The sequence below is a fragment of the Cedecea sp. B1(4) genome (assembly GCF_059414925.1).
Genome location: NZ_JCAHMZ010000003.1, coordinates 429,665 through 453,667, shown reverse-complemented (window position 1 = coordinate 453,667; position 24,003 = coordinate 429,665). Strand labels below are relative to the sequence as shown.

Genomic DNA, 24,003 nt, shown 5'->3' with positions numbered 1-24,003 from the left:
GTTTTAGTCAAACTCCAGTTCCACCTGCTCCGAACCAATCAGCGTTCGCAGATCGTTAAGTAAACGATCGCTAGGGGAAACACGCCATGTCGCACCGAAGCGCAACCGGGCTCGTGCATCCACCCTCTGATAGTAGAGATGTACTGGAATTGTCCCCGAACGATGGGGTTCCAGAGACTGACGGAGACGGTTTAAAAGCTGGTCATCAATTTGCCTGTCCGTCAGCGAGATAGCAAGCCCACGCGCGTACTTTTCACGGGCTTCGTCGATGTCCATCAGCTCGCGGGCCGTCATTTTAAGCCCTCCGCTGAAGTCATCAAAGCTGACCTGTCCGCTAACGATCAGGATACGGTCTTTTTCCAGCAGATGCTGGTATTTTTCTAGCGCATCTGTGAATAACATCACTTCCAGACGACCGGAGCGGTCATCCAGCGTACAGATGCCGATGCGATTACCTCGCTTGGTGACCATAACCCGCGAAGCAATCACCAGACCCGCAGCCGTGGTCATTTTACCACGTTCCGTCGGGTGCATCTCTTTCAGGCGCATGCCACCGACATAGCGCTCGATTTCTTTCAGGTACTGGTTAATCGGGTGACCGGTGAGATACAGCCCAAGCGTTTCACGCTCCCCTTCCAGCACCACTTGTTCAGGCCAGGGAATCACGCTGGCGTAGGACTTTTCGACCTGCTCAGGCTCTTCGGCCAGAACGCCGAACATATCGGCCTGGCCAATAGCTTCCGCTTTCGCGTGCTGGTCAGCTGCCTTTAACGCATCACCCAGCGCATTCATCAGCGCCGCACGGTGAGGCCCAAGGCGGTCAAAAGCCCCGGACATAATGAGTTTTTCCAGCACCCTGCGGTTAAGCTTTTTGATATCGGAACGCGCGCACAAATCAAAGAGATCGAGGAAATGCCCGCCTTGATTACGCGCTTCGATAATGGCTTCAATCGGGCCTTCACCCACGCCTTTTATCGCGCCGATGCCGTAAACAATTTCCCCGTCATCGTTAACGTGGAAATGATAAAGACCAGAGTTAATGTCCGGCGACAGGACTTTCAGCCCCATGCGCCAGCACTCATCCACCAGGCCCACCACTTTCTCGGTGTTATCCATATCGGCGGTCATCACGGCCGCCATAAACTCTGCCGGGTAGTGCGCCTTCAGCCACAGCGTCTGATACGAAACCAAAGCATAGGCGGCGGAGTGAGATTTGTTAAATCCGTACCCGGCAAATTTCTCTACCAGGTCAAAGATTTTCATCGACAGCTCGCCGTCGACGCCGTTTTTAATTGCGCCCTCTTCAAAGGTGCCGCGCTGCTTGGCCATCTCTTCCGGTTTCTTTTTACCCATCGCACGACGCAGCATATCCGCGCCGCCGAGGGTATAACCGGAAAGTACCTGGGCAATCTGCATAACCTGTTCCTGATACAGGATGATGCCGTAGGTAGGCTCCAGTACCGGCTTCAGGCTTTCGTGCTGCCATTCCACGTCCGGATAAGAAATCGCTTCGCGGCCATGTTTACGGTCGATGAAGTTATCTACCATCCCCGACTGCAGCGGGCCCGGACGGAAAAGTGCCACAAGGGCGATCATATCTTCGAAGCAGTCAGGCTGCAGACGCTTAATCAGGTCTTTCATGCCGCGGGATTCAAGCTGGAAGACCGCGGTGGTTTCCGAGCGCTGCAGCATGTCGAAGCTTTTCTTATCGTCGAGCGGAATGGCGGCGATATCAATCGGCTCCAGCCCCTGTTTTGCCCGACGCGGGTTGATCATTTTCAGCGCCCAGTCGATGATCGTCAGCGTACGCAGCCCCAGGAAGTCAAACTTCACCAGGCCCGCATATTCAACGTCGTTCTTGTCGAACTGGGTAACCGGATGCTGCCCCTGGTCGTCACAATAAAGCGGCGCAAAATCGGTAATTTTGGTTGGGGCGATAACCACGCCCCCGGCATGCTTACCGGCGTTACGCGTGACGCCTTCCAGCTTGCGCGCCATGTCGATCAGGGCTTTAACTTCTTCGTCAGCTTCGTAGATCTCCGGCAGCTGCGGCTCCGCCTCAAAGGCTTTCGCCAGCGTCATGCCGGGATCCGGTGGTACCAGTTTGGAAATACGATCGACAAAACCGTAAGGGTGACCGAGTACGCGACCTACGTCGCGAATAACCGCCTTCGCCGCCATCGTACCAAAGGTAATGATCTGCGAAACGGCTTCACGCCCATACATCTCGGAAACGTGGTCGATCACCTGGTCGCGTTTTTCCATGCAGAAATCAACGTCGAAGTCAGGCATCGAAACACGTTCCGGGTTAAGGAAACGTTCGAACAGCAGGTCAAACTCAAGCGGGTCGAGGTCGGTGATCTTCAGCGCATAGGCCACCAGCGAACCCGCACCTGAACCACGGCCAGGCCCGACCGGCACACCGTTATCCTTCGACCACTGGATAAACTCCATCACGATCAGGAAGTAACCGGGAAAGCCCATCTGGTTGATAACCTGCAGCTCGATATCCAGGCGTTCGTCGTATTCTGGGCGTTTCTGCGCGCGCACTTCCGGGTCCGGGAACAGGAACTCAAGACGTTCCTCCAGCCCCTCTTTGGATTTCATGACCAGGAAGTCTTCGGTAGTCATCTCTCCCGTCGGAAATTGCGGCAGGAAGTACTCACCCAGGCGCACGGTCACGTTACAGCGCTTGGCAATCTCAACGCTGTTTTCCAGCGCTTCCGGGATGTCCGAAAATAGCTCGCACATCTCTTCTTCGCTACGCATATATTGCTGGGCGGAGTAGTTACGCGGGCGCTTAGGATCATCCAGCGTAAAGCCATCGTGGATCGCCACTCGGATCTCGTGGGCATCAAAGTCGCCGGCATCAATAAAGCGGACATCGTTGGTGGCAACCACCGGCAAGCCGCGTTCGTCAGCCAGCGCCACGGCAGCGTGAAGATAGTTTTCTTCATCCACCCGACCGGTGCGAATCAGTTCCAGATAGAAGCGATCGGCAAAATGCTGCTGCCAGAATTCCAGGCACTGATCGACCAGCGGCTGGTTTCCACGAAGCAGGCTTTTGCCAATATCTCCCATGCGCCCACCGGAGAGCAGAATTAGCCCTTCGTTTAACTCTACCAGCCACTCTCGGTCAATAATTGGGCCCGCTGCGCCGTAGCCACGCTGGTAGGCACGAGAGATCAGTAAGGTAAGGTTTTGATAGCCTTCATTGTTTGCAGCCAGCACCGTCAAATGACTAAGCTCATCGCCCAACAGCTCATTGGCAACGTTAAAGTCCGCACCGATGATCGGCTTAATACCGGCTCCGTGGCCGGAGCCGTAGAATTTGACCAACCCACAGAGGTTGGTGAAATCGGTGATAGCGAGAGCAGGCATTCCCAGCGCCGCGGCTTTTTTTACCAGCGGCCCGGTCTTCGCCAGCCCATCAATCATGGAATAGTCGCTGTGCACCCGAAGGTGAATGAAACGTGGTTCAGCCATCTCTCACCAATTACTCTGTATCAGCTACTAAGGCTCAGGAGACGAGCCCAAGCGCGCGTTTGACGGGGCCAAAGCTGCGGCGGTGGTGCTCGGTGGCACCATGCTCGGCCAGCTTTTCGAGATGAAAAGCGGTTGGGTAGCCCTTGTGCTGAGCAAAACCGTACTGCGGGAAGCTGAGATCCAGCTCGGCCATTTCACGGTCGCGAGTGACTTTGGCAAGTATTGACGCCGCACTGATTTCTGCCACCCGGCTGTCGCCTTTAACAACCGCCAGCGACGGCATAGGCAACACAGGGCAACGGTTGCCGTCAATCAACACATATTCAGGCACAACATTCAGGCCCGCAACTGCACGCTGCATGGCCAGCATCGTGGCATGCAAAATGTTGATATTGTCGATCTCGTGAGGCTCGGCACGGCCCAGACTCCAGCTTAATGCCTTTTCGACAATTTCGTCATACAGCGCCAAACGGCGTTTTTCAGATAATTTTTTCGAGTCCGCCAGCCCTATAATCGGCTTTGCCGGATCGAGGATCACAGCAGCAGTAACAACGGCGCCGACCAAAGGCCCGCGCCCTACTTCATCCACGCCGGCGACAAGGTGCGTATGCGGGTAAACAAATTCGATCATTGAGCCAGCTCCAGTACGGCGTCCGCCGCCTGCTTGTCCGCATTACAACGGATCTGCTGATGCAAATCCCGGAAGGTGTCATGCATCTGATGGCTAACAGCACCGTCTTCCAGCAAGGGCTCCAGTGCACAGGCAAGCCCGATAGGCTCACATTCGTTTTGCAGCAGCTCTTTAACCAGCTCGCGGCCTGCCAGTAAATTTGGCAGGGAAACGTAATCGGTTTTCACCAGCCGCTTCGCCAGCCAGAATGTGAACGGCTTCATGCGATAGCCAACCACCATCGGGCATTTGGCCAACATACATTCAAGCGCAGCCGTGCCGGAGGCCAGAAGCGCCGCGTCACTGGCAATCATCGCTTCACGTGCTTTTCCGTCCAGCAGATGTACATGCAGTTCGGGGGCAATCTCAGCTTTAATCTTTTCAAACTGCTCTCGACGCTTTGCATTCACCAGTGGCACCACGACTTCCAGCGCAGGCCAACGCTTACGAAGCAATTGCGCTGTTCTGAGGAAGTCTGCGCTAAGCATTTCGACTTCAGCGCCGCGACTGCCGGGCAGCAATGCCAGGCATTTTGCATCTGCCGCAATGCCTAACGTCGCACGAGCAGCGTTTTTATCCGGATCGAGCGGCATGGCATCCGCCATGGTATGCCCGATGAAGCGACACGGTACATTAAACCGGTCGTAAAACGCTTTTTCGAAAGGCAGAAAAGCCAATACCAGATCGGTCGCTCTGCCAATTTTGAAAACGCGTTTTTGTCGCCATGCCCAAACGGACGGACTGACGTAATGGATCGTACGGATCCCTTGTTTCTTGAGGTTGCCTTCAAGCGTGATATTGAAATCCGGCGCATCAATGCCGACAAAGACGTCGGGCTGCAGCTCGGTGAATCGCTTCGTGAGATCGCTGCGGATCTGCAGCAGGCGACGTAAACGGCCAAGCACTTCAACGATGCCCATGACCGCAAGCTCTTCCATGTCATACCAGGCTTCACAACCTTCAGCCTGCATAAGCGGCCCGGCCACGCCAACAAAGCGAGCATCAGGCACGCGAGCTTTCAGTTCGCGAATAAGTCCGGCACCAAGAATATCGCCGGAGGTTTCTCCGGCGACCAGGGCAATCGTAAGGGGACGACCAGGCTTCATTTAACGAATCAAACCGCGCGTGGAGCGGGCAAAGAATTCAATAAATGCATTCACTTCCGGATGCTGAGCTGCAATTTCAGCAATTTCCGGCTTCGCCTCTTCAAGCGTCTTGCCGCTGCGATAGAGGATCTTGTAGGCGTTGCGAATAGCGTGCAGCGCTTCTTTGCTGAAACCGCGACGCTTCAGGCCTTCAATGTTCACACCAAACGGCGTCGCATGGTTGCCCTGTGCGATAACGTAAGGTGGAACGTCCTGAGCAACGCCGGAACAGCCGCCAACCATCACATGGGCACCGATGATGCAGAACTGATGCACCGCAGTCATTCCACCGATGATGGCGTGATCCCCGATTTGTACGTGACCCGCAAGCGTTGCGTTGTTCGCGAGAATAACGCGATCGCCAATCTGGCAATCATGCGCTACGTGCGCATTGATCATCAGCAGGTTGTCGCTTCCCACCTTCGTTAATCCAGCATCTTGCACCGTACCGCGGTGGATGGTGACGCTTTCGCGAATGCGGTTGCGGTCGCCAATCTCCACGCGAGTTGGCTCACCCGCATATTTCAGATCCTGGTTAACTTCACCGATAGACGCGAACTGGTAGATCTCATTGTCACGGCCAATTTTGGTATGACCATTGACGACAACATGAGATTTCAGAACCGTACCTTCGCCGATTTCAACGTTTGGACCTACGAGACAAAACGGGCCAATGTGAACGTTAGCGCCAATAACGGCACCTTCTTCCACAATAGCGGTTGGATGAATAAAGGCGGACTTATCAATCACGTATTATGCCTCCCGGCTGCGTGCACACATCATGGTCGCTTCGCAGACAATCTTGCCGTCAACAATTGCGACGCCTTTGAAACGCGTCAAACCACGACGAGTTTTCTCAAAGGTCACTTCCATAATCATCTGATCGCCAGGCACAACAGGGCGCTTAAAGCGCGCTTCATCGATGCCAGCAAAGTAATACAGTTCACCCGGCTCAAGTTTACCCACGCTTTTAAACGCAAGAATACCGGTAGCCTGCGCCATCGCTTCCAGGATCAATACACCCGGGAAAATCGGCTTACCAGGGAAGTGCCCCTGGAAAAACGGCTCATTTACAGAGACATTTTTTACTGCGCGCAGAAAACGACCTTCTTCAAAATCCAGCACGCGATCAACCAGCAAGAACGGGTAACGGTGCGGCAGAAGCTCTAAAATCTCTTCAATGTGCAGAGTATGAGTGTCAGTTGTCAAAATACTCTTCCTGTCTAAATATTCTAAATGACAATAATAACACGGCCTGCGGCAATCAAAGAATGCCAGCAGGCCGCAAATCAAAAAGCGCGGCTTACGCTCCAGCCCTAATGGCCGGAAACACGGCAGCGCAGGGAGCAGGCGACGATCAGTCTTGTTGATTGACCTTACGTTCGATGGCTTTTAAGCGTTTGCTCATCTCATCGATGTTCATCACCAGGGCGGCGGTTTTACGCCACGCTTTGTTCGGCTGGAGCGGGATCCCCGAAGAGTAAACTCCCGGTTCAGTGATTGGACGCATCACCATTCCCATTCCTGTCACGGTCACCTTGTCACAGATTTCCATATGGCCGTTGATTACGCTGGCACCACCAATCATGCAGTAACGGCCGATTTTAAGGCTGCCCGCCATGATAACGCCACCCGCAACCGCAGTATTGTCGCCAATCACAACGTTATGTGCAATCTGGCACTGGTTATCAATGATAACACCATTGCCGATGATCGTGTCATCCAGGGCGCCGCGATCGATTGTCGTACACGCACCAATTTCAACGCGATCGCCAATAATTACCCGGCCTAGCTGAGGAATTTTCACCCAGTTACCGCGATCGTTAGCGTAGCCAAAACCATCTGACCCAATCACCGTGCTGGACTGAATCAAGCACTGAGCACCGATTTCGATGTTGTGATAGATGGAGACATTGGCCCATAAACGGCTACCCGCGCCGATTTTGGTATTTTTACCTACAAAGCAGCCAGCGCCGATCACCACGTTATCGCCCAGCTCAACGTCTGATTCGATAACGGCATTTGCGCCGATAGAAACATTTTGACCAAGCCTCGCGGTCGCATCAACAGCTGCGCTTGGCGCAATATTGCTTGCTGGCTGAGGCGTGGTATCAAGAATTTGAGCCATACGGGCATAGGTCAGGTAGGGATTCTTCACTACCAGCGCCGCGCTCTTAGCGTATGGAAGGTCGGCTTCGGTCATCACGACGGCAGAAGCCTGGCAGACAGCCAGCTGTTCACGATAGCGAGGGTTAACCATGAACGTAATGTGGCCAGACTGGGCAGTTTGCATAGATGCGACGCCGGTGATGACGATATCGCCATCACCGTGCAATTCTGCATCCAACTGCTGGGCTAATTCAGCCAGTCGAATTGAAGACATTACTTATTTAACCTGTTTCAGTACGTCTGCAGTGATGTCTTTAACGTCGTTACCTGCGTAAGCAACGGTGTTTGCATCCAGAACAACATCATAGCCTTTATCGTCTGCAACTTTCTTCACAGCGGCCTGGATACGAGTAACCAGTTTGCTGCGCTCTTCGTTGGAACGACGGTTACGATCCTGCTCAAAAGCCTGTGCTTTTTCGGAGAACGACTGGCGCTGAGCCATGACGTCTTTTTCCATTTTGCTGCGATCTGAAGCTTTCATGGTTGAACCATCGCGCTGCAGGCGCTGCATTTTGGATTGCAGATCGTTTTCCATCCCCTGCAGTTCGCTGGCGCGGCCTTTGAACTCATTTTCCAGGGTTTTAGAAACACCGGTGTTTTGTGCAACCTGTTGGAACAGGTTACCCATGTTAACTACTGCGATGCTGGAGGCAGCCTGAGCGCCGGCTGAAGCAACCATAGCAATCCCGAGACCTGCGGCAACTAACCACTTTTTCACTATAAACTCCTTACCATCCCATAGGCGTCCGAAGACACTGTTTTTTGCGAGCACCGGCTAGCTGAACAAACGGCTAACAGGTGCAACGCCTCACTGCTGTTGCGTTCCATCGCGCAGAACAAATTACCAGGTTTTACCAATGTTAAACTGGAACTGTTCTGCCTTGTCTCCATCATATTTCTTATACGGCTGAGCATAAGAGAAGACCAGCGGCCCCAGAGGCGACATCCACTGCAGTGCAATACCTGCAGACATACGGATGTTACTTGGCGAACTGTAATCAGGTATACCTGCCGCTCTGGTCGCGTCGGTGTTCTCCCATTTGGTATCCCAAACGGTACCTGCATCGACAAACAGGGAAGTACGAACAGAGTTTGAGTACTTCTCGCTCAGGAACGGCGTCGGGGTAATCAGCTCAAGACTGGCTACGCCCATGGCGTTACCGCCCACCGCATCGTTAGAGCTACACACAGCGCCGGTTCCACAGTTACGTTGGTTCGGGCCGTAATAAGCGGCTTTTGGACCAATGTTATTTGACTGGAAACCACGCACGGTACTGGAACCACCGGCATAGAAGTTCTCGTAGAACGGCAGTTCTTTACCACCCAGACCATCGCCGTAACCCCAACGGGTACGACCCAGCACAACCCACGTATGATTGTCATTGATCGGGAAGTAACTCGCCGTATCTAACGTCACTTTGTAGAACTCGTTATCGGAACCCGGAATGGTGACTTTACCATTCAGGTTGACGCGAGAACCATCCGTCGGGAAGTAACCGCGGTCAAGGTTGCTGTATGTCCAACCATAGTTCAGAGTGAAGTCATCTGCCGAGAAACTGTTGTCGTTGGCATTCATAGTTGGGTGCTGACCCACAGAATCCAGGTAGCGCCACATTGCTATCTGCGGCTGCATGTTCGACAGATCGTTATGCACGTAACCCAAACCGAGACGCAGCGTGTTGTATTCATTCACCGGGAAGCCCAGTGTTGTATCCAGCCCGTAGCTCTTGTTGGTATAGTCAGACAGGTCCGCGTCATCAGCTTTAAAATCGTTGAAGAAGATACGACCACCAAGGCTAACACCATCAACCGTAAAGTACGGATCGGTCGCTGACAGTTCCGCGTAGGTCTGGTAATCGTTTTTGGTTCCGCTGATCCCAACCGAGTAGCCTGTACCCAACCAGTTATCCTGCTGAACACCGACCTGGAAGCTCACACCGCTTTCAGTACCGTAGCCAACGCCGAAGTTGAAGCTACCGGTGTTACGCTCTTTCACTTTATAGACAACGTCAACCTGATCCGGGCTGCCGGATACGCGCTGGGTGTCCACATCGACGGTCTCGAAGTAACCCAAGCGGTTCAGACGTTCTTTACCGGCATCAACAAGGTTACTTCCCAGCCACGCCCCTTCCATCTGGCGCATTTCACGGCGCAGAACGGAATCTTTACTGGTGTCGTTACCTTCGAAGCGGATCTTACGCACGTAGTAACGGTTACCGGAGTCGACGTTAACGTGCAGCTTCACAGTTTTGTCAGCATCATTAATTTCAGGCTGAGTCTGTACGCGCGGATAAGCGTAACCATAGCGACCCAGCAGTTTCTTAATGTCATCTTCCATTTTGGTAACTTTGGTGCCGTTATACAGCTCACCCGGCTGCATCTTAGTCAGGCTTTCGATTTCCGCAGAATGCCCGGCCAGATTGCCTTTCACATCCACGCCGGCGATCTTGTACTGCTCGCCTTCGGTGATGTTGATGGTCACATAAATGCTTTTCTTATCCGGCGTCAGGCTAACCTGCGTGGAGTCAATATTGAAACGCGCATAGCCGCGATCCAGATAGTAGCTACGCAGGGTTTCAAGGTCACCCGCCAGCTTTTGCTTCTGGTATTTACGATCGCCGACAACGTTCCACCACGGCACTTCATCACGCAGTTGGAAACGGGAGATCAGCTCATCCGTGGTAAACGCATGGTTACCGACGATGTTGATCTGCTGAATTTTTGCGGAGACGCCTTCCTGGAACACCAGTTTCAGGTCAACACGGTTACGCGGCAGCGGCGTGACGACAGCTTTGACGCTGGCGCTGTATTTCCCGACGCTGTAGTAGAAATCTTCCAGCCCTTTCTCGATGTCACCAAGGGTCGTGCGGTCGAGGGATTCCCCCACGCGTACGCCGGATGCTTCAAGGTTCTGCTTCAGCATGTCATCTTTCACCGACTTGTTGCCGGAGAAGGTGATGCTGGCAATGGTTGGACGCTCTTTGACCTGCACAAGCAGCGTATTACCATCACGCAGAACTCGCACATCTTCAAAGTTGCCGGTGGCAAACAGTGAGCGGATTGTATTACTGATATCCTCGTCAGAGACGGTATCGCCTACGCGAACCGGCATACTGAGGAGGGCCGCACCGACGGCGACTCGCTGCAGGCCTTCGAAATGAATGTCTTTCACCACGAACCCGTCTGCACCGTATACGGTGGCGCTGCTAAACAGCAGCGTCGCTATGAGGAGCTTTTTCATCGCCATCGTTGTTATGCGTTCTTCCTAACCTAATTCTCTCTATAAACGAGAGAAATCATTGAAAAGTGCAAGCCCCATTAATAGCACCAGCAAAATAGAGCCAATGCGATAACTGAAGTCCTGAACTCGCTCGGAAACCGGAGTGCCTTTCAGTTTCTCAACCGCCAAAAAGAGCAGGTGCCCGCCGTCAAGGACGGGAAGAGGAAACAGGTTAATGATCCCTAAGTTGACGCTGATAAGCGCCAGGAACATCAGGAAGTAAATTAACCCATATTCCGCCGACATACCTGCCCCTTGAGCTATGGAGATTGGCCCACTGAGGTTGTTCAGTTTTACATCACCGGTTATTAATTTCCCCAGCATGTTGACCGTCAGCTTCATCAGTTGCCAGGTTTTATCCGTGGCTTCTGCTACAGCGGTAAACGGCCCATACTGACGCACTGTTTTGTACTCGTCGGGCAGCGGGATAATTTTAGGTACTACCCCTGCAAACCCTTCTGTCTTCGCTTTACCCGGTTTTGTATCCGGTATCAGCGTCAAAGACAAGGGGCTCCCCTGTCTTTCAATCTCTAAGGCTAGCGGCTGCCCTGGATTGTCACGCACCAGGTTAACAAACTCACTCCATTTAAGGAGTGGCTGACCGTTGACTTTAACGATCCTGTCCCCCGCTTGCAAACCTGCTTTATTGGCCGCGGACTGCGGCTGAACTTCGTCCAGCACGTTTTCAATCTGCGGACCACGGGGCCTGAATCCAAGTGATACGACCGGATCCTGCTTATCAGGCTCAAACTGCCAATGGCTTAGATCAAGGGTTACATCACGCGTTTGATTTGTCCCAAACGGCGCATAAGAAACTCTCGCACTCGCATCGCCAATCTTACCGATTAAAGCTAAACGAACAGCATCCCAATCAGGCGTTTCGATACCATCTATCGCTTTTAGTTCCATGCCGGCGCTAATTTGTGCTTCCGCCGCGATAGAGTTGGGGGTTATTTCACCGATCACTGGACGCAGGCTGGGAATGCCAATGATAAACACCAGCCAATAGGCAAAGATAGCGAAGATGAAGTTAGCGATTGGGCCAGCGGCGATAATCGCCGCTCGCTGAGAAACCGTTTTATTGTTAAAAGCAGCATGACGCATCTCCGGCAGCACCGGCTCAACGCGTTCATCCAGCATTTTAACGTAGCCACCCAGCGGGATCAGCGCGATAACAAATTCGGTTCCCTGACGGTCAGTACGACGCCAAAGCGCCTTACCAAACCCGATGGAGAAGCGTTCCACACGAACGCCACAGCGGCGAGCAACCCAAAAATGGCCGAACTCGTGCACGGTAATTAAAACACCCAGTGCAACGATAAACGCAGCCAAATTCCAGAGTATGCTCAACATAAAACCTTCCGTTAAATCGTCCTGAATACCAGAAGCAGCAGACAGGCAAACACCGGCACTGCCGCTGTCAGGCTGTCAATGCGGTCAAGAATACCACCATGTCCCGGGATAAGGTGACCACTATCTTTAATCCCCGCTTCGCGTTTGAACATACTTTCGGTCAAATCACCTAAAACGGAAGCCAGCGCGGCAACAATGGAACAGGTTAGCAGAACAACGGGCGCCACGTTCAAATTCGCCCACATGCCGAACAACAGCGAGATGACGGCAGAAGTCGCAAGGCCACCAATAAACCCTTGCCAGGTCTTGCCAGGAGAAACCTTTGGCGCAAGTTTATGCTTGCCAAACATCTTCCCGAAGACATAAGCGCCAGAGTCTGCGCCCCAGACCAGGAACATCACATACAGTAACCAAACAGAGCCGCTGTAGTGGTTAATATCATAATGCCAGCTGCGCAACGCTACCATGCCCCAGAAGAAGGGAACAATGGTTAGCAGGCCAAAGACCAAGCGAAGCGGTTTGGAATTACGCCACAGCGCCGCAGAAGCCGGATAGAACAGAACCAGCAACAGCGCCGCTACCCACCAGACTAGCGATGCCCAGAGTGAGAATTCGATTATCGGCAAATGCACCGAATGCCGATACTCCGGCAACGAAATCAGCATGACGGCAAGCAACAGACCACATAGCACCGCCAGCCAGACACGCTGCGAACGCGCAACGAAACCGGCGAGTTGCCCCCATTCCCATGCGGCTAGCATACAAATCACCAGCGTAGCAATCGCAAATCCTACTGGCGGAAGCCAAAACAGCGCCGCGATGACAACGGGAATCATAATAAACGCGGAAATCAGGCGATACTTCAGCAAAAGTGACCCCCAACAGGCTTATTCACCACCAGGTGCTGTGCCACCAAAACGACGCTCTCGGTTTGCAAAAGCATTTAGCGCACCTTCAAAGTCTTGTTCATCGAAATCAGGCCAAAGAACATCGGTAAAATAAAGTTCCGCATAGGCAATTTGCCAGATGAGGAAGTTACTGATGCGATGCTCTCCTCCTGTCCTAATTACTAAATCTACGGGAGCCAGTTCATGCATGCAGATCTGCTGACCGAGCAGTTCTTCATCTATCTGATCCGGGCGCAATAAGCCTTCCTGCACCTGCGACGCAAGCTGTCGCACTCCCTGAATGATATCCCAACGCCCGCCATAATTCGCAGCGATATTGAGCGTCAGCCCAGTATTCTCACTGGTTAATGCTTCAGCTTTTTTGATTCTTTCCTGCAGGCGGAGATTAAATCGGCTGGTATCGCCGATAATACGCAAGCGAACATTATGACGGTGCAGGCTTTTCACCTCACTGTCTAATGCCCAGACGAACAACTCCATCAACGCGGTCACTTCCTGAGCGGGGCGGTTCCAGTTCTCGCTACTAAAAGCGTAAAGCGTCAGCGCATCGATACCGTTATTTGCTGCAAAAGTCACAGCGCGGCGTACCGATTTCGCTCCAGCTTTATGACCGAAAACCCTCATTTTCCCCTGACGCTTAGCCCATCGGCCGTTGCCATCCATAATGATGGCAACATGGCGGGCGCCATGCGTAGTTAAGGATTCGCTTAATTGTTGATTAGCAGACAACATAACGCGTAATGATTCCCTGAAAAAAATTAAGCGGTACTCAGGAATATTGAAGCCTGGTGCATAAAAAAGCCGTGTTGTGACACGGCTTTCCACTCAACGCTCAGTCACATCTGGCGATTAAGTGGCGCAGACTATATCACTGAAGCACAAAGCGAACAAATGGCGGCACTTCAGCCGGATGAATTATCACCGGCTTGCGAGGTGCATCACTTGTTTCCTGGCGATTTCACGAGCAACAGCGTCCACACTAAGCACTTCATCCACACTTTGTGGATCAGTTAAATTCATTTGATCCAGCACGCTGCGGTTCAGCACGGCGATATCGGTAAATCTGACCTGCTGATTCAGGAACGCCTCAACAACCACTTCGTTTGCCGCATTTAGCGCGGTTGTCGCCGCCTGCCCTTGCGCGCTGGCATCAATGGCTAACTTAAGGCATGGATAGCGCTCAAAGTCAGGTTCCATGAAAGTCAGCGAACCGATTTTGCAGAAATCGAGTGGTGTAACACCAGATTCTACGCGTGCGGGGTAAGCCATCGCGTGGGCAATAGGCGTGCGCATGTCGGGCTCACCAAGCTGAGCCAGTACGCTGCCATCGCGGTAACGAACCATAGAATGAATGACAGACTGAGGGTGAATCAGCACTTCCATTTGTGCAGCTGAAGCGTTGAACAACCAGCGAGCTTCAATGTATTCGAGACCTTTGTTCATCATAGTGGCAGAGTCGACGGAAATCTTACGCCCCATCGACCAGTTCGGGTGGCTGCATGCCTGATCCGGCGTCATCGCCGCAAGGTCTGCATAAGCCGTTTCCCGGAACGGGCCACCCGATCCGGTGAGGATAATAGACGACACGCCATTATCTTCGAGGCTAGCGTATCCCAGGTTACGCTGGATTGTTTCCGGCATACTCTGAAAAATGGCGTTATGTTCGCTATCGATAGGCAACAACTGCGCTTTGCTACGAGCAACAGCTTCCATAAACAAACGCCCGCAGGTAATCAGCGACTCTTTGTTCGCCAGCAGAACCTGCTTACCGGCGGATATCGCGGCAAGCGTTGGAGACAGCCCTGCCACGCCCACAATAGCAGCCATCACCTGATCCACTTCGTCAAGCGTAGCAACTTCGCAAGCGGCCTGCTCACCGGCCATGACTTCAGTTTTACTCCCCTGCTCTTTCAGGGTACGACGGACTTCCGTCGCCGCAGACTCACTGGCCATGACCGCATACTTCGGTGAGAACGCCAGGCACTGCTCCACCATTTTCCCGACATTAGTGCCTGCAACCAGAGCCGTAACGGCAAATTTTTCAGGATTATGACGAACGACGCTAAGCGTGCTGACGCCAATAGAGCCGGTGGAACCAAGAATAGTGAGCTGCTTCATGAGGTACTCGGGGTCGTAAAATGAAGGATTAATGGCGCAATAGTTTGCGGCGCGGGACGCCCATTGTCTACGCCTTTACTTGACGTTTTTATAAAGCAAAACGCCGCCCGTAAACGCTTCGCGGTGCGCGAGGGCTTACTGGGCGGCGAATTTTCCACAGAAATTGTGGATTAGAACTGCATCAGCTCGGTTTCTTTTTCAGACAGAGCCGCATCCACTTTCTTGATAGCAGCATCAGTCAGCTTCTGAACGTCGTCCTGAGAACGGCGATCGTCATCTTCACTGATCTCTTTGTCTTTCAACAGCGCTTTAACTTTATCGTTAGCGTCGCGGCGAACGTTACGAACAGCCACGCGTGCGCCTTCGGCTTCGCCACGTACCACTTTGATCAGGTCTTTACGACGCTCTTCGGTGAGCGGAGGCAGTGGAACACGGATATCGGTGCCCGCAGAGCTTGGGTTCAGACCAAGGTCAGAAGCCATGATCGCTTTCTCTACCGCCGGGCCCATAGAACGATCGAAGACGTTGATCTTCAGAGTACGGGTATCTTCAACGGTGACGCTGGCCAGCTGGCGCAGCGGCGTTGGTGTGCCGTAGTATTCTACGACGATGCCGTCCAGCAGGCTTGGAGAAGCGCGGCCGGTACGGATTTTGCTGATTTGGTTTTTAAACGCTTCGACGCATTTATCCATACGCACTTCAGCATCTTTTCTGATATCGCTAATCACGTTACGAATCCTTGAAAACTGGTTTAAGGCAGACCACGCTTATTCTCTGCAGCTGCAACGCCGCAGGCTAAGTATAGCCCTGTTTATTCCTGGCTGTAGATAAAGCCAAATCTTACCCTGATTACCGGGCAACTGAAATTATTCAGTAATTAAAGTGCCTTCTTTCTCACCCATTACCACACGACGCAGCGCACCCGGCTTGTTCATGTTGAACACGCGGATCGGCAATTTGTGGTCACGAGCAAGGGTGAACGCGGCAAGATCCATCACTTTCAGCTCTTTATCCAGCACTTCACTGTAGGTCAGCTGATCGTACATGGTTGCAGCAGGATCTTTTGCCGGATCGGCGGTAAACACGCCATCCACTTTAGTGGCTTTCAGTACCACGTCTGCTTCGATTTCGATTCCACGCAGGCAGGCCGCAGAGTCAGTGGTAAAGAACGGGTTACCGGTACCGGCAGACAGGATAACTACGCGGTTAGCGCGCAGCAGGCTGATCGCTTCTGCCCAGCTGTAGTTATCACAAACGCCATTCAATGGAATAGCGGACATCAGGCGGGCGTTCACATAGGCGCGGTGGAGCGCATCGCGCATTGCCAGGCCATTCATTACGGTCGCCAGCATGCCCATGTGGTCGCCCACGACTCGGTTCATGCCGGCTTTAGCCAGGCCTGCACCACGGAATAAATTGCCACCGCCGATTACCACCCCGACCTGAATGCCAAGTTCCACCAGCTCTTTAATTTCCTGAGCCATACGGTCCAGAATACTCGCGTCAATACCAAAGCCTTCTGTGCCTTGCAGAGCTTCGCCGCTCAGTTTGAGCAGAATACGTTTGTAGACGGGTTTTGCATTGGTAGCCATGTTTCTTTCCTGAGAACAGTCAACGAATGGGGGATGGTTAATTCTGGCGACATTCTGTCGCATTTCAGCCCGCTCGCCTAAGGGAGCGCTCTGAAATTGTAAGGCTGGATAAAAAGGAACCGCCGGTTGGCGGTTCCTTTTAAACCATTAAGACTGCTTGGACATGGCAGCAACTTCTGCTGCAAAGTCAGTCTCAACTTTCTCGATACCTTCACCCACTTCGAAGCGGATGAAGTTAGTTACGTCAGCATTGTGCTCTTTCAGCAGCTGAGCAACAGTTTTGCTTGGGTCCATGACGAACGGCTGACCAGTCAGAGAAACTTCACCGGTGAATTTCTTCATGCGGCCTTCAACCATTTTCTCTGCGATTTCTTTTGGTTTACCGGACTGCATCGCGATGTCCAGCTGAACCTGGTACTCTTTCTCTACAACTTCTGCAGAAACGTCTTCAGGCTTAACGAACTCAGGTTTGCTTGCAGCGATGTGCATTGCCAGCTGTTTAACCAGCTCTTCATCAGCACCTTTAGCGGCAACCAGAACACCGATACGTGCGCCGTGCTGGTAAGAACCCAGAACTTCGCCTTCCAGGGAAGAAACGCGACGGATGTTGATGTTCTCGCCGATTTTAGCAACTAGTGCAACGCGCTCTTCTTCGAACTGCGCTTTCAGGACTTCAACGTCGGTGATTTTACCAGCGACTGCTGCATCCAGAACTTTGTTAGCAAATGCCTGGAAACCGCCGTCTTTAGCAACGAAGTCAGTCTGGCAGTTAACTTCCAGAATCACGCCGTAGTTGCCGTCGATCTTAGTGATGATCACACCGTCAGCAGCAACGTTGCCTGCTTTCTTAGCCGCTTTGATCGCACCGGATTTACGCATATTCTCGATTGCCAGCTCAATGTCGCCGTTGGCTTCGGTCAGCGCTTTTTTACAATCCATCATGCCAGCGCCAGTACGCTCACGCAGCTCTTTTACCAGGGATGCGGTAATTTCAGCCATTCTAAAATCCTCGGAGATGTTGCCCGCCCGGCGCATTGGCCAGACGGGCTTAAAAGTGAAAAAGGGGCCATAAAAAGGCCCCTAACCAAACGAGATACTACCTGGTTAAATAAGGGCTTTCCCCTTTATATTTCGAGCCGTAGGTGCGTTACCTTCACTCGCTCATCCTGGTCACTTACTGATGTAAGCTCCCAGGAATTCTCGAGTTTGCCGCCTTCCTGCAACTCGAAATCTCTTGGGGAATCATCAAACCTTATTATTCTGCTTCTACGAAGCTTTCTTCCGCCTGAGAAGCCAGATCCTGAGAACGGCCTTCACGAACGGTTGCAGCTACAGCGCCCAGGTACAGGCTAACAGCACGGATAGCATCGTCGTTACCAGGGATAACGAAATCAACACCGTCCGGATCAGAGTTGGTATCAACGATAGCAAATACTGGGATACCCAGGTTGTTTGCTTCTTTGATAGCGATGTGCTCGTGATCGGCATCGATAACAAACAGTGCGTCCGGCAGGCCGCCCATGTCTTTGATACCGCCCAGGCTGTTTTCCAGCTTGTCCAGCTCACGAGTGCGCATCAGCGCTTCTTTCTTAGTCAGCTTGTCGAAAGTACCGTCTTGAGCCTGAGTTTCCAGGTCTTTCAGACGTTTGATGGACTGACGAACGGTTTTCCAGTTAGTCAGCATGCCGCCCAACCAGCGATGGTTCACAAAGAACTGATCGCAGCTGTTAGCAGCGTCTTTCACCGCTTCGCTTGCAGCGCGTTTAGTACCAACGAAAAGGATTTTGCCTTTGCGAGAAGAAATCTTGTTCAGTTCAGCCAGAGCTTCGTTGAACATTGGTACAGTTTTCTCAAGGTTGATGATGTGAACTTTGTTACGTGCGCCGAAGATGAAAGGCTTCATTTTCGGGTTCCAGTAACGGGTCTGGTGACCGAAGTGAACACCAGCCTTGAGCATGTCGCGCATGGAAACAGTAGCCATGTTTTAAAACCTCTATATAAAGTATGGGGTTATGCCTCCACGTATCCCATATTGCCGACCCCAAAGGGCACCCCGGAATATGTGTCGATACGTGTGTGTTATTTACACAAAGTGAGCGTATTTGGCTGTACCCGAAAAATCGGAATACAAGTCCGGCGCGCTTTATACCATAAATGGCGCCCAGACTCCAATAGTTGTTGCCGTGATACGCACTTGATGATTCTCAATTTTGCAGGGAGACGCCCCCCCTGATACCATTACAGCAACTTCCCTGCTCATTTCATGTCGACGTTATCGACATCTGCGGATCTGATATGGCTATCTCAATTAAGACACCTGAAGAAATCGAAAAAATGCGCGTCGCTGGCCGCCTGGCTGCCGAAGTGCTGGAAATGATCGAATCCCACGTTAAACCGGGCATTACCACCGGCGAGCTGGATCGCATCTGTAATGATTACATCGTGAATGAACAGCAGGCTATTTCCGCTTGCCTGGGCTATCACGGCTTCCCAAAATCCGTCTGTATCTCTATCAACGAAGTGGTTTGCCACGGCATTCCAGATGATGAAAAAGTGCTGAAAGATGGCGACATCGTCAATATCGACGTGACCGTTATCAAAGACGAATACCACGGCGACACCTCTAAGATGTTCATCGTGGGCAAGCCGACGATTCTCGGCGAACGCCTGTGCGGCATCACGCAGGAAAGCCTGTATCTCGCGCTGCGCATGGTGAAACCGGGCATCCGCCTGCGCACGCTCGGCGCGGCAATCCAGAAGTTTGTTGAAGCAGAAGGTTTCTCTGTCGTACGTGAGTACTGTGGCCACGGCATTGGCCGCGTATTCCATGAAGAACCTCAAGTACTTCACTATGACGCAGACGACGGCGGCGTAGTGCTTCAGCCGGGCATGACCTTCACCATTGAACCGATGGTTAACGCTGGTGATTACCGCATTCGCACTATGAAAGACGGCTGGACGGTGAAAACCAAAGATCGCAGCTTGTCTGCTCAATACGAGCATACTATTGTGGTGACGGAGAACGGCTGCGAGATTATGACCCTGCGTAAAGATGACACCATCCCGGCAGTGATTTCGCATAACGAATGATGCCCTGACGTCAGTCAGCAATCTAAGCCGGCCCTGAGCCGGCTTTTTTTATGGGTAGCGCACAATGAGTCCAGCTTTGCCAGAGCAGTTTGCCAACACCACCGAACCCGAGATCGCCGGCCAGCCGGACTATCCAAACAGCTGGCAGGAAGCCGAACTTAACTGCGCAGACATCAAGTCGCACTTAGACACTTTCCAAAAATGGCTGGGTAAAGCCTTCGATAGCGGCGTTTCCGCTGAACGGCTTATAGAAGCCCGCACCGAATTTATCGATCAACTGCTGCAGCGGCTGTGGATTGCCTACGGCTTTGCCGATGTTCCAGAAGCCGCGCTGGTTGCCGTGGGCGGCTATGGCCGCGCCGAACTTCACCCGCTGTCGGATATCGATCTCCTGATTCTAAGCAGAAAGCGGCTAACGGATGCCCAGGCGCAGAGTATCGGCGAGTTGCTGACCCTGCTTTGGGACGTGAAGCTGGAAGTGGGCCATAGCGTACGTACGCTGGAAGAGTGCCTGCTGGAAGGCTTGTCCGATCTGACGGTCGCCACTAACCTCATCGAATCTCGCTTGTTAATTGGCGATGTCGCCCTGTTCCTTGAGCTTCAGAAACATATTTTCAGCGAAGGTTTCTGGCCGTCCGCAAAATTCTTTGCCGCCAAAGTCGAAGAGCAAAACGAACGTCACCAGCGCTATCACGGCACCAGCTACAACCTTGAACCCGACATCAAAAGCAGTCCTGGCGGCCTGCGTGACATTCACACGCTGCAGTGGGTTGCCCGCCGTCACTTCGGCGCCACCTCCATGGGAGAAATGGTGGACTTTGGCTTCCTGACTGAAGCAGAGCGTAAAGAGCTGGATGAATGCCAGCATTTGCTGTGGCGCATTCGCTTTGCCCTGCATCTGGAAGTCAATCGCTACGACAACCGGCTGCTGTTTGACCGCCAGCTTAGCGTAGCCCAACGCCTGCACTATAGCGGCGAAGGCAACGAGCCGGTCGAACACATGATGAAGGACTTTTACCGCGTCACTCGCCGCGTGGGCGAATTGAACCAGATGCTTTTGCAACTGTTCGATGAAGCCATTCTGGCGCTCGATGCCAGCGAAAAACCGCGCCCGCTGGATGATGACTTCCAGCTTCGCGGCACGCTTATCGATCTGCGGGATGAAACCCTGTTTATACGCGAGCCGCAGGCTATTCTGCGCATGTTTTATATGATGGTGCGTAATCGCGACATCACCGGCATTTACTCCACGACGCTGCGCCACCTTCGTCACGCCCGCCGTCACCTGACCCAGCCGCTCTGCTACATCCCAGAAGCGCGCGAGCTGTTTCTGGTTATGCTGCGCCACCCCGGCGCAGTAAGCCGTGCGCTGGTGCCAATGCATCGTCATAGCGTGCTGTGGGCCTATATGCCGCAGTGGTCGCATATTGTCGGCCAGATGCAGTTCGACCTGTTCCATGCCTACACCGTGGATGAACACACCATTCGCGTCCTGCAAAAGCTGGAAAGCTTCGCGAAAGAAGAAACTCGCTCTAAGCACCCGCTGTGCGTCGATCTTTGGCCGCGCCTTTCCCATCCTGAGCTTATTTTAATCGCCGCCCTCTTCCACGATATCGCCAAAGGGCGAGGCGGCGATCATTCCGTGCTGGGCGCGCAGGACGTGCTGAAATTTGCCGAGCTTCATGGCCTGAACTCCCGAGAAACTCAGTTGGTTGCGTGGCTGGTGCGTCAGCATCTGCTGATGTCCGTCACCGCTCAGCGTCGTGATATTCAGGATCCTGAAGTCATTAAACAGTTTGCCGAAGAGGTGCAGACCGAAAACCGCCTGCGCTATCTGGTCTGCCTGACGGTGGCGGATATCTGCGCAACCAACGAAACGCTGTGGAACAGTTGGAAGCAAAGCCTGCTGCGTGAGCTGTACTTCGCCACCGAGAAACAGCTGCGCCGCGGGATGCAGAACAGCCCGGATATGCGCGAACGCGTTCGTCACCACCAGCTTCAGGCGCTTGCACTGCTGCGGATGGACAACATTAATGAGGAAGCTCTGCATCACATCTGGGCGCGCTGCCGGGCAAACTACTTTGTTCGCCATACGCCAAACCAGATCGCGTGGCATGCCCGGCATTTGCTGAAGCACGATCTTAGCCAGCCGATGATCCTGCTGAGCCCGCAGGCAACGCGCGGCGGCACGGAGATCTTTATCTGGAGTCCGGACAGGCCTTATCTGTTTGCCGCCGTCTGCGCCGAACTCGACCGCCGTAATCTCAGCGTTCACGACGCGCAGATCTTCACGACCCGCGACGGTATGGCGATGGACACCTTTATCGTGCTCGAGCCCGACGGCAGCCCGCTGTCCATTGACCGACACAATATTATTCGCCACAGCCTCGAACAGGCGATCACCCAGACGACCTGGCAGCCGCCGCAGCCACGTCGCCAGTCGGCAAAACTGCGCCACTTTACCGTCGATACCGAAGTCAATTTCCTGCCAACGCACACTGACCGGCGTACGTTCCTTGAGCTGATTGCGCTCGATCAGCCAGGTCTTTTGGCCAGGGTGGGTGAAGTGTTCGCCGACCTCGGTATTTCGCTCTACGGGGCGAGAATTACGACAATTGGTGAGCGAGTAGAAGATTTATTTATAATCGCCACCGCAGACCGGCGTGCACTTAATAATGTGCTCCAGCAGGAAGTGCAGCAACGGTTGACAGCGGCCCTTAATCCAAACGATAAATAACGGTCTTTTATTTTTTACCTTTTTAGCCCGAAAGCGACAGTCAAGTTGATTGTCGCCCAAAAGTTGAAAGGTAAGTCACAATCAGGAAATGTTCATCATGCAGCAGCTACAAAATGTAATCGAAACCGCTTTCGAGCGTCGCGCCGAGATCACCCCGGCAAATGTTGATACCGTGACCCGCGAAGCGGTAAATCAGGTGATTGCCCTGCTCGACAGCGGTGCGCTGCGCGTTGCTGAAAAAATTGATGGCCAGTGGGTCACTCACCAGTGGCTGAAGAAGGCGGTACTGCTTTCTTTCCGCATTAACGACAACAAAGTTATCGAAGGTGCAGAAAGCCGCTATTTCGATAAAGTCCCGATGAAATTCGCCGACTACGACGAAGCGCGCTTCCAGAAAGAAGGTTTCCGCGTTGTGCCGCCGGCGGCAGTACGCCAGGGCGCGTTCATCGCACGTAACACCGTGCTGATGCCATCCTACGTCAATATCGGTGCTTATGTTGATGAAGGCACCATGGTCGACACCTGGGCAACCGTGGGCTCTTGCGCGCAGATCGGTAAAAACGTTCACCTGTCCGGCGGTGTCGGCATCGGTGGCGTACTGGAACCACTGCAGGCTAACCCAACCATCATAGAAGACAACTGCTTCATCGGCGCGCGTTCCGAAGTGGTTGAAGGCGTGATCGTTGAAGAAGGTTCCGTGATCTCCATGGGTGTTTACATCGGCCAAAGCACCCGCATCTATGATCGCGAAACCGGTGAAGTCCACTACGGCCGCGTGCCAGCAGGCTCCGTTGTCGTTTCCGGCAACCTGCCTTCTAAAGATGGCTCTTACAGCCTGTACTGTGCGGTGATCGTGAAGAAAGTAGACGCCAAAACCCGCGGTAAAGTGGGCATCAACGAACTGCTGCGTACCATCGACTAAGTTTTTTGCACCAAAAGGCGGGCTATCCCGCCTTTTTTGCATCTGGCACTAGCGGAAAAGGAATTTTCCGTTAACTCTCTAATGGTTATTGATATTGAAGGGTACCGCTTATGTACGATAATTTAAAAAGTCTGGGTATTACCAATCCTGATGAAATCGATCGTTACAGCCTCCGGCAGGAAGCCAACAACGATATCCTGAAAGTCTATTTCCAGAAGGATAAGGGCGAGTTTTTTGCCAAAAGCGTGAAGTTTAAATACCCACGCCAGCGCAAAACCGTGGTGGCCGATGGCGTAGGCCAAGGCTACAAAGAAGTGCAGGAGATCAGCCCCAACCTGCGCTATGTCATCGATGAACTCGATCAGCTTTGCCAGCGTGACCGCACCGAAGTCGATCTTAAGCGTAAGATCCTCGACGATTTGCGCCACCTCGAGTCCGTGGTGACCAACAAGATCAGCGAAATTGAATCCGATCTGGAAAAACTGACTCGCAACAAGTAGTTCAGAACTCAATAAAAAAGGGCCGCAAACGCG

The 24,003-nt window shown here is 52.9% G+C and carries 20 protein-coding genes; 4 read left to right on the top strand and 16 right to left on the bottom strand.

Translation table 11 applies throughout. The annotated features are described in order from the left end of the window. Positions 1 to 3: 3 nt before the first annotated feature. The 16 genes from dnaE to rpsB all read right to left on the bottom strand — a co-directional run bounded on the left by dnaE (position 4) and on the right by rpsB (position 18,702). The gene (gene dnaE, locus ACR6JA_RS09575) at positions 4 to 3,486 is read right to left on the bottom strand and encodes a DNA polymerase III subunit alpha (RefSeq protein ID WP_166876682.1); all 3,483 of its coding nucleotides are present in this window, start codon (positions 3,484 to 3,486) and stop codon (positions 4 to 6) included. Positions 3,487 to 3,520: 34 nt separating this feature from the next. Continuing rightward, complete coding sequence (gene rnhB, locus ACR6JA_RS09570; RefSeq protein WP_008456948.1) at positions 3,521 to 4,117, bottom strand: ribonuclease HII; 597 nt, start codon at positions 4,115 to 4,117, stop codon at positions 3,521 to 3,523. Further along, positions 4,114 to 5,262 carry a lipid-A-disaccharide synthase gene (gene lpxB / locus ACR6JA_RS09565; RefSeq protein ID WP_213715229.1) on the bottom strand — a complete coding sequence of 383 codons (1,149 nt, stop codon included), beginning with the start codon at positions 5,260 to 5,262 and terminating at the stop codon, positions 4,114 to 4,116. Before lpxB ends, rnhB begins: the two co-directional genes overlap by 4 nt. Next, positions 5,263 to 6,051: an acyl-ACP--UDP-N-acetylglucosamine O-acyltransferase gene (gene lpxA, locus ACR6JA_RS09560; RefSeq protein ID WP_008456945.1), complete on the bottom strand. Its 789-nt coding sequence runs from the start codon at positions 6,049 to 6,051 to the stop codon at positions 5,263 to 5,265. A gap of 3 nt (positions 6,052 to 6,054) precedes the next feature. After that, positions 6,055 to 6,510, bottom strand: coding sequence for a 3-hydroxyacyl-ACP dehydratase FabZ (fabZ, locus tag ACR6JA_RS09555; RefSeq protein ID WP_039290428.1), 456 nt, complete (start codon positions 6,508 to 6,510; stop codon positions 6,055 to 6,057). A gap of 148 nt (positions 6,511 to 6,658) precedes the next feature. After that, positions 6,659 to 7,684, bottom strand: a complete 1,026-nt coding sequence (lpxD, locus tag ACR6JA_RS09550; RefSeq protein ID WP_494493957.1) for a UDP-3-O-(3-hydroxymyristoyl)glucosamine N-acyltransferase — start codon at positions 7,682 to 7,684, stop codon at positions 6,659 to 6,661. 3 nt (positions 7,685 to 7,687) lie between these two features. Continuing rightward, positions 7,688 to 8,188, bottom strand: a complete 501-nt coding sequence (gene skp, locus ACR6JA_RS09545) for a molecular chaperone Skp (protein WP_008456940.1) — start codon at positions 8,186 to 8,188, stop codon at positions 7,688 to 7,690. 123 nt (positions 8,189 to 8,311) lie between these two features. Beyond that, positions 8,312 to 10,717 (bottom strand): outer membrane protein assembly factor BamA, encoded by a 2,406-nt coding sequence (gene bamA, locus ACR6JA_RS09540; RefSeq protein WP_213715227.1) that lies wholly within the window; start codon positions 10,715 to 10,717, stop codon positions 8,312 to 8,314. 33 nt (positions 10,718 to 10,750) lie between these two features. Further along, entirely contained in the window at positions 10,751 to 12,103 is a 1,353-nt protein-coding gene (gene rseP, locus ACR6JA_RS09535; protein ID WP_494493956.1) for a sigma E protease regulator RseP, read from the bottom strand. 11 nt (positions 12,104 to 12,114) lie between these two features. Beyond that, positions 12,115 to 12,972, bottom strand: coding sequence for a phosphatidate cytidylyltransferase (gene cdsA, locus ACR6JA_RS09530; RefSeq protein WP_008456935.1), 858 nt, complete (start codon positions 12,970 to 12,972; stop codon positions 12,115 to 12,117). 18 nt (positions 12,973 to 12,990) lie between these two features. Further along, positions 12,991 to 13,743 carry a (2E,6E)-farnesyl-diphosphate-specific ditrans,polycis-undecaprenyl-diphosphate synthase gene (gene ispU / locus ACR6JA_RS09525; RefSeq protein ID WP_008456932.1) on the bottom strand — a complete coding sequence of 251 codons (753 nt, stop codon included), beginning with the start codon at positions 13,741 to 13,743 and terminating at the stop codon, positions 12,991 to 12,993. Positions 13,744 to 13,929: 186 nt separating this feature from the next. Then, entirely contained in the window at positions 13,930 to 15,129 is a 1,200-nt protein-coding gene (gene ispC, locus ACR6JA_RS09520; protein WP_494493955.1) for a 1-deoxy-D-xylulose-5-phosphate reductoisomerase, read from the bottom strand. A gap of 170 nt (positions 15,130 to 15,299) precedes the next feature. Then, positions 15,300 to 15,857: a ribosome recycling factor gene (gene frr, locus ACR6JA_RS09515; protein ID WP_008456929.1), complete on the bottom strand. Its 558-nt coding sequence runs from the start codon at positions 15,855 to 15,857 to the stop codon at positions 15,300 to 15,302. Between the two features lie 138 nt (positions 15,858 to 15,995). Further along, positions 15,996 to 16,721: a UMP kinase gene (pyrH, locus tag ACR6JA_RS09510; RefSeq protein WP_008456928.1), complete on the bottom strand. Its 726-nt coding sequence runs from the start codon at positions 16,719 to 16,721 to the stop codon at positions 15,996 to 15,998. A 147-nt stretch (positions 16,722 to 16,868) separates the two neighbouring features. Then, positions 16,869 to 17,720, bottom strand: coding sequence for a translation elongation factor Ts (tsf, locus tag ACR6JA_RS09505; protein ID WP_008456925.1), 852 nt, complete (start codon positions 17,718 to 17,720; stop codon positions 16,869 to 16,871). A 256-nt stretch (positions 17,721 to 17,976) separates the two neighbouring features. Then, positions 17,977 to 18,702 (bottom strand): 30S ribosomal protein S2, encoded by a 726-nt coding sequence (gene rpsB / locus ACR6JA_RS09500; RefSeq protein WP_008456923.1) that lies wholly within the window; start codon positions 18,700 to 18,702, stop codon positions 17,977 to 17,979. 314 nt (positions 18,703 to 19,016) lie between these two features. Between rpsB and map the strand changes: the two genes are divergently transcribed. From map to ACR6JA_RS09480, 4 genes are all read left to right on the top strand, one after another. Next, positions 19,017 to 19,811, top strand: a complete 795-nt coding sequence (gene map / locus ACR6JA_RS09495) for a type I methionyl aminopeptidase (RefSeq protein WP_494493954.1) — start codon at positions 19,017 to 19,019, stop codon at positions 19,809 to 19,811. Positions 19,812 to 19,875: 64 nt separating this feature from the next. Beyond that, the gene (glnD, locus tag ACR6JA_RS09490) at positions 19,876 to 22,548 is read left to right on the top strand and encodes a bifunctional uridylyltransferase/uridylyl-removing protein GlnD (protein WP_213715221.1); all 2,673 of its coding nucleotides are present in this window, start codon (positions 19,876 to 19,878) and stop codon (positions 22,546 to 22,548) included. A 97-nt stretch (positions 22,549 to 22,645) separates the two neighbouring features. Beyond that, positions 22,646 to 23,470: a 2,3,4,5-tetrahydropyridine-2,6-dicarboxylate N-succinyltransferase gene (gene dapD, locus ACR6JA_RS09485; RefSeq protein WP_008456915.1), complete on the top strand. Its 825-nt coding sequence runs from the start codon at positions 22,646 to 22,648 to the stop codon at positions 23,468 to 23,470. A gap of 110 nt (positions 23,471 to 23,580) precedes the next feature. Continuing rightward, positions 23,581 to 23,970 (top strand): DUF3461 family protein, encoded by a 390-nt coding sequence (locus tag ACR6JA_RS09480; RefSeq protein WP_008456913.1) that lies wholly within the window; start codon positions 23,581 to 23,583, stop codon positions 23,968 to 23,970. Positions 23,971 to 24,003: the final 33 nt, after the last annotated feature.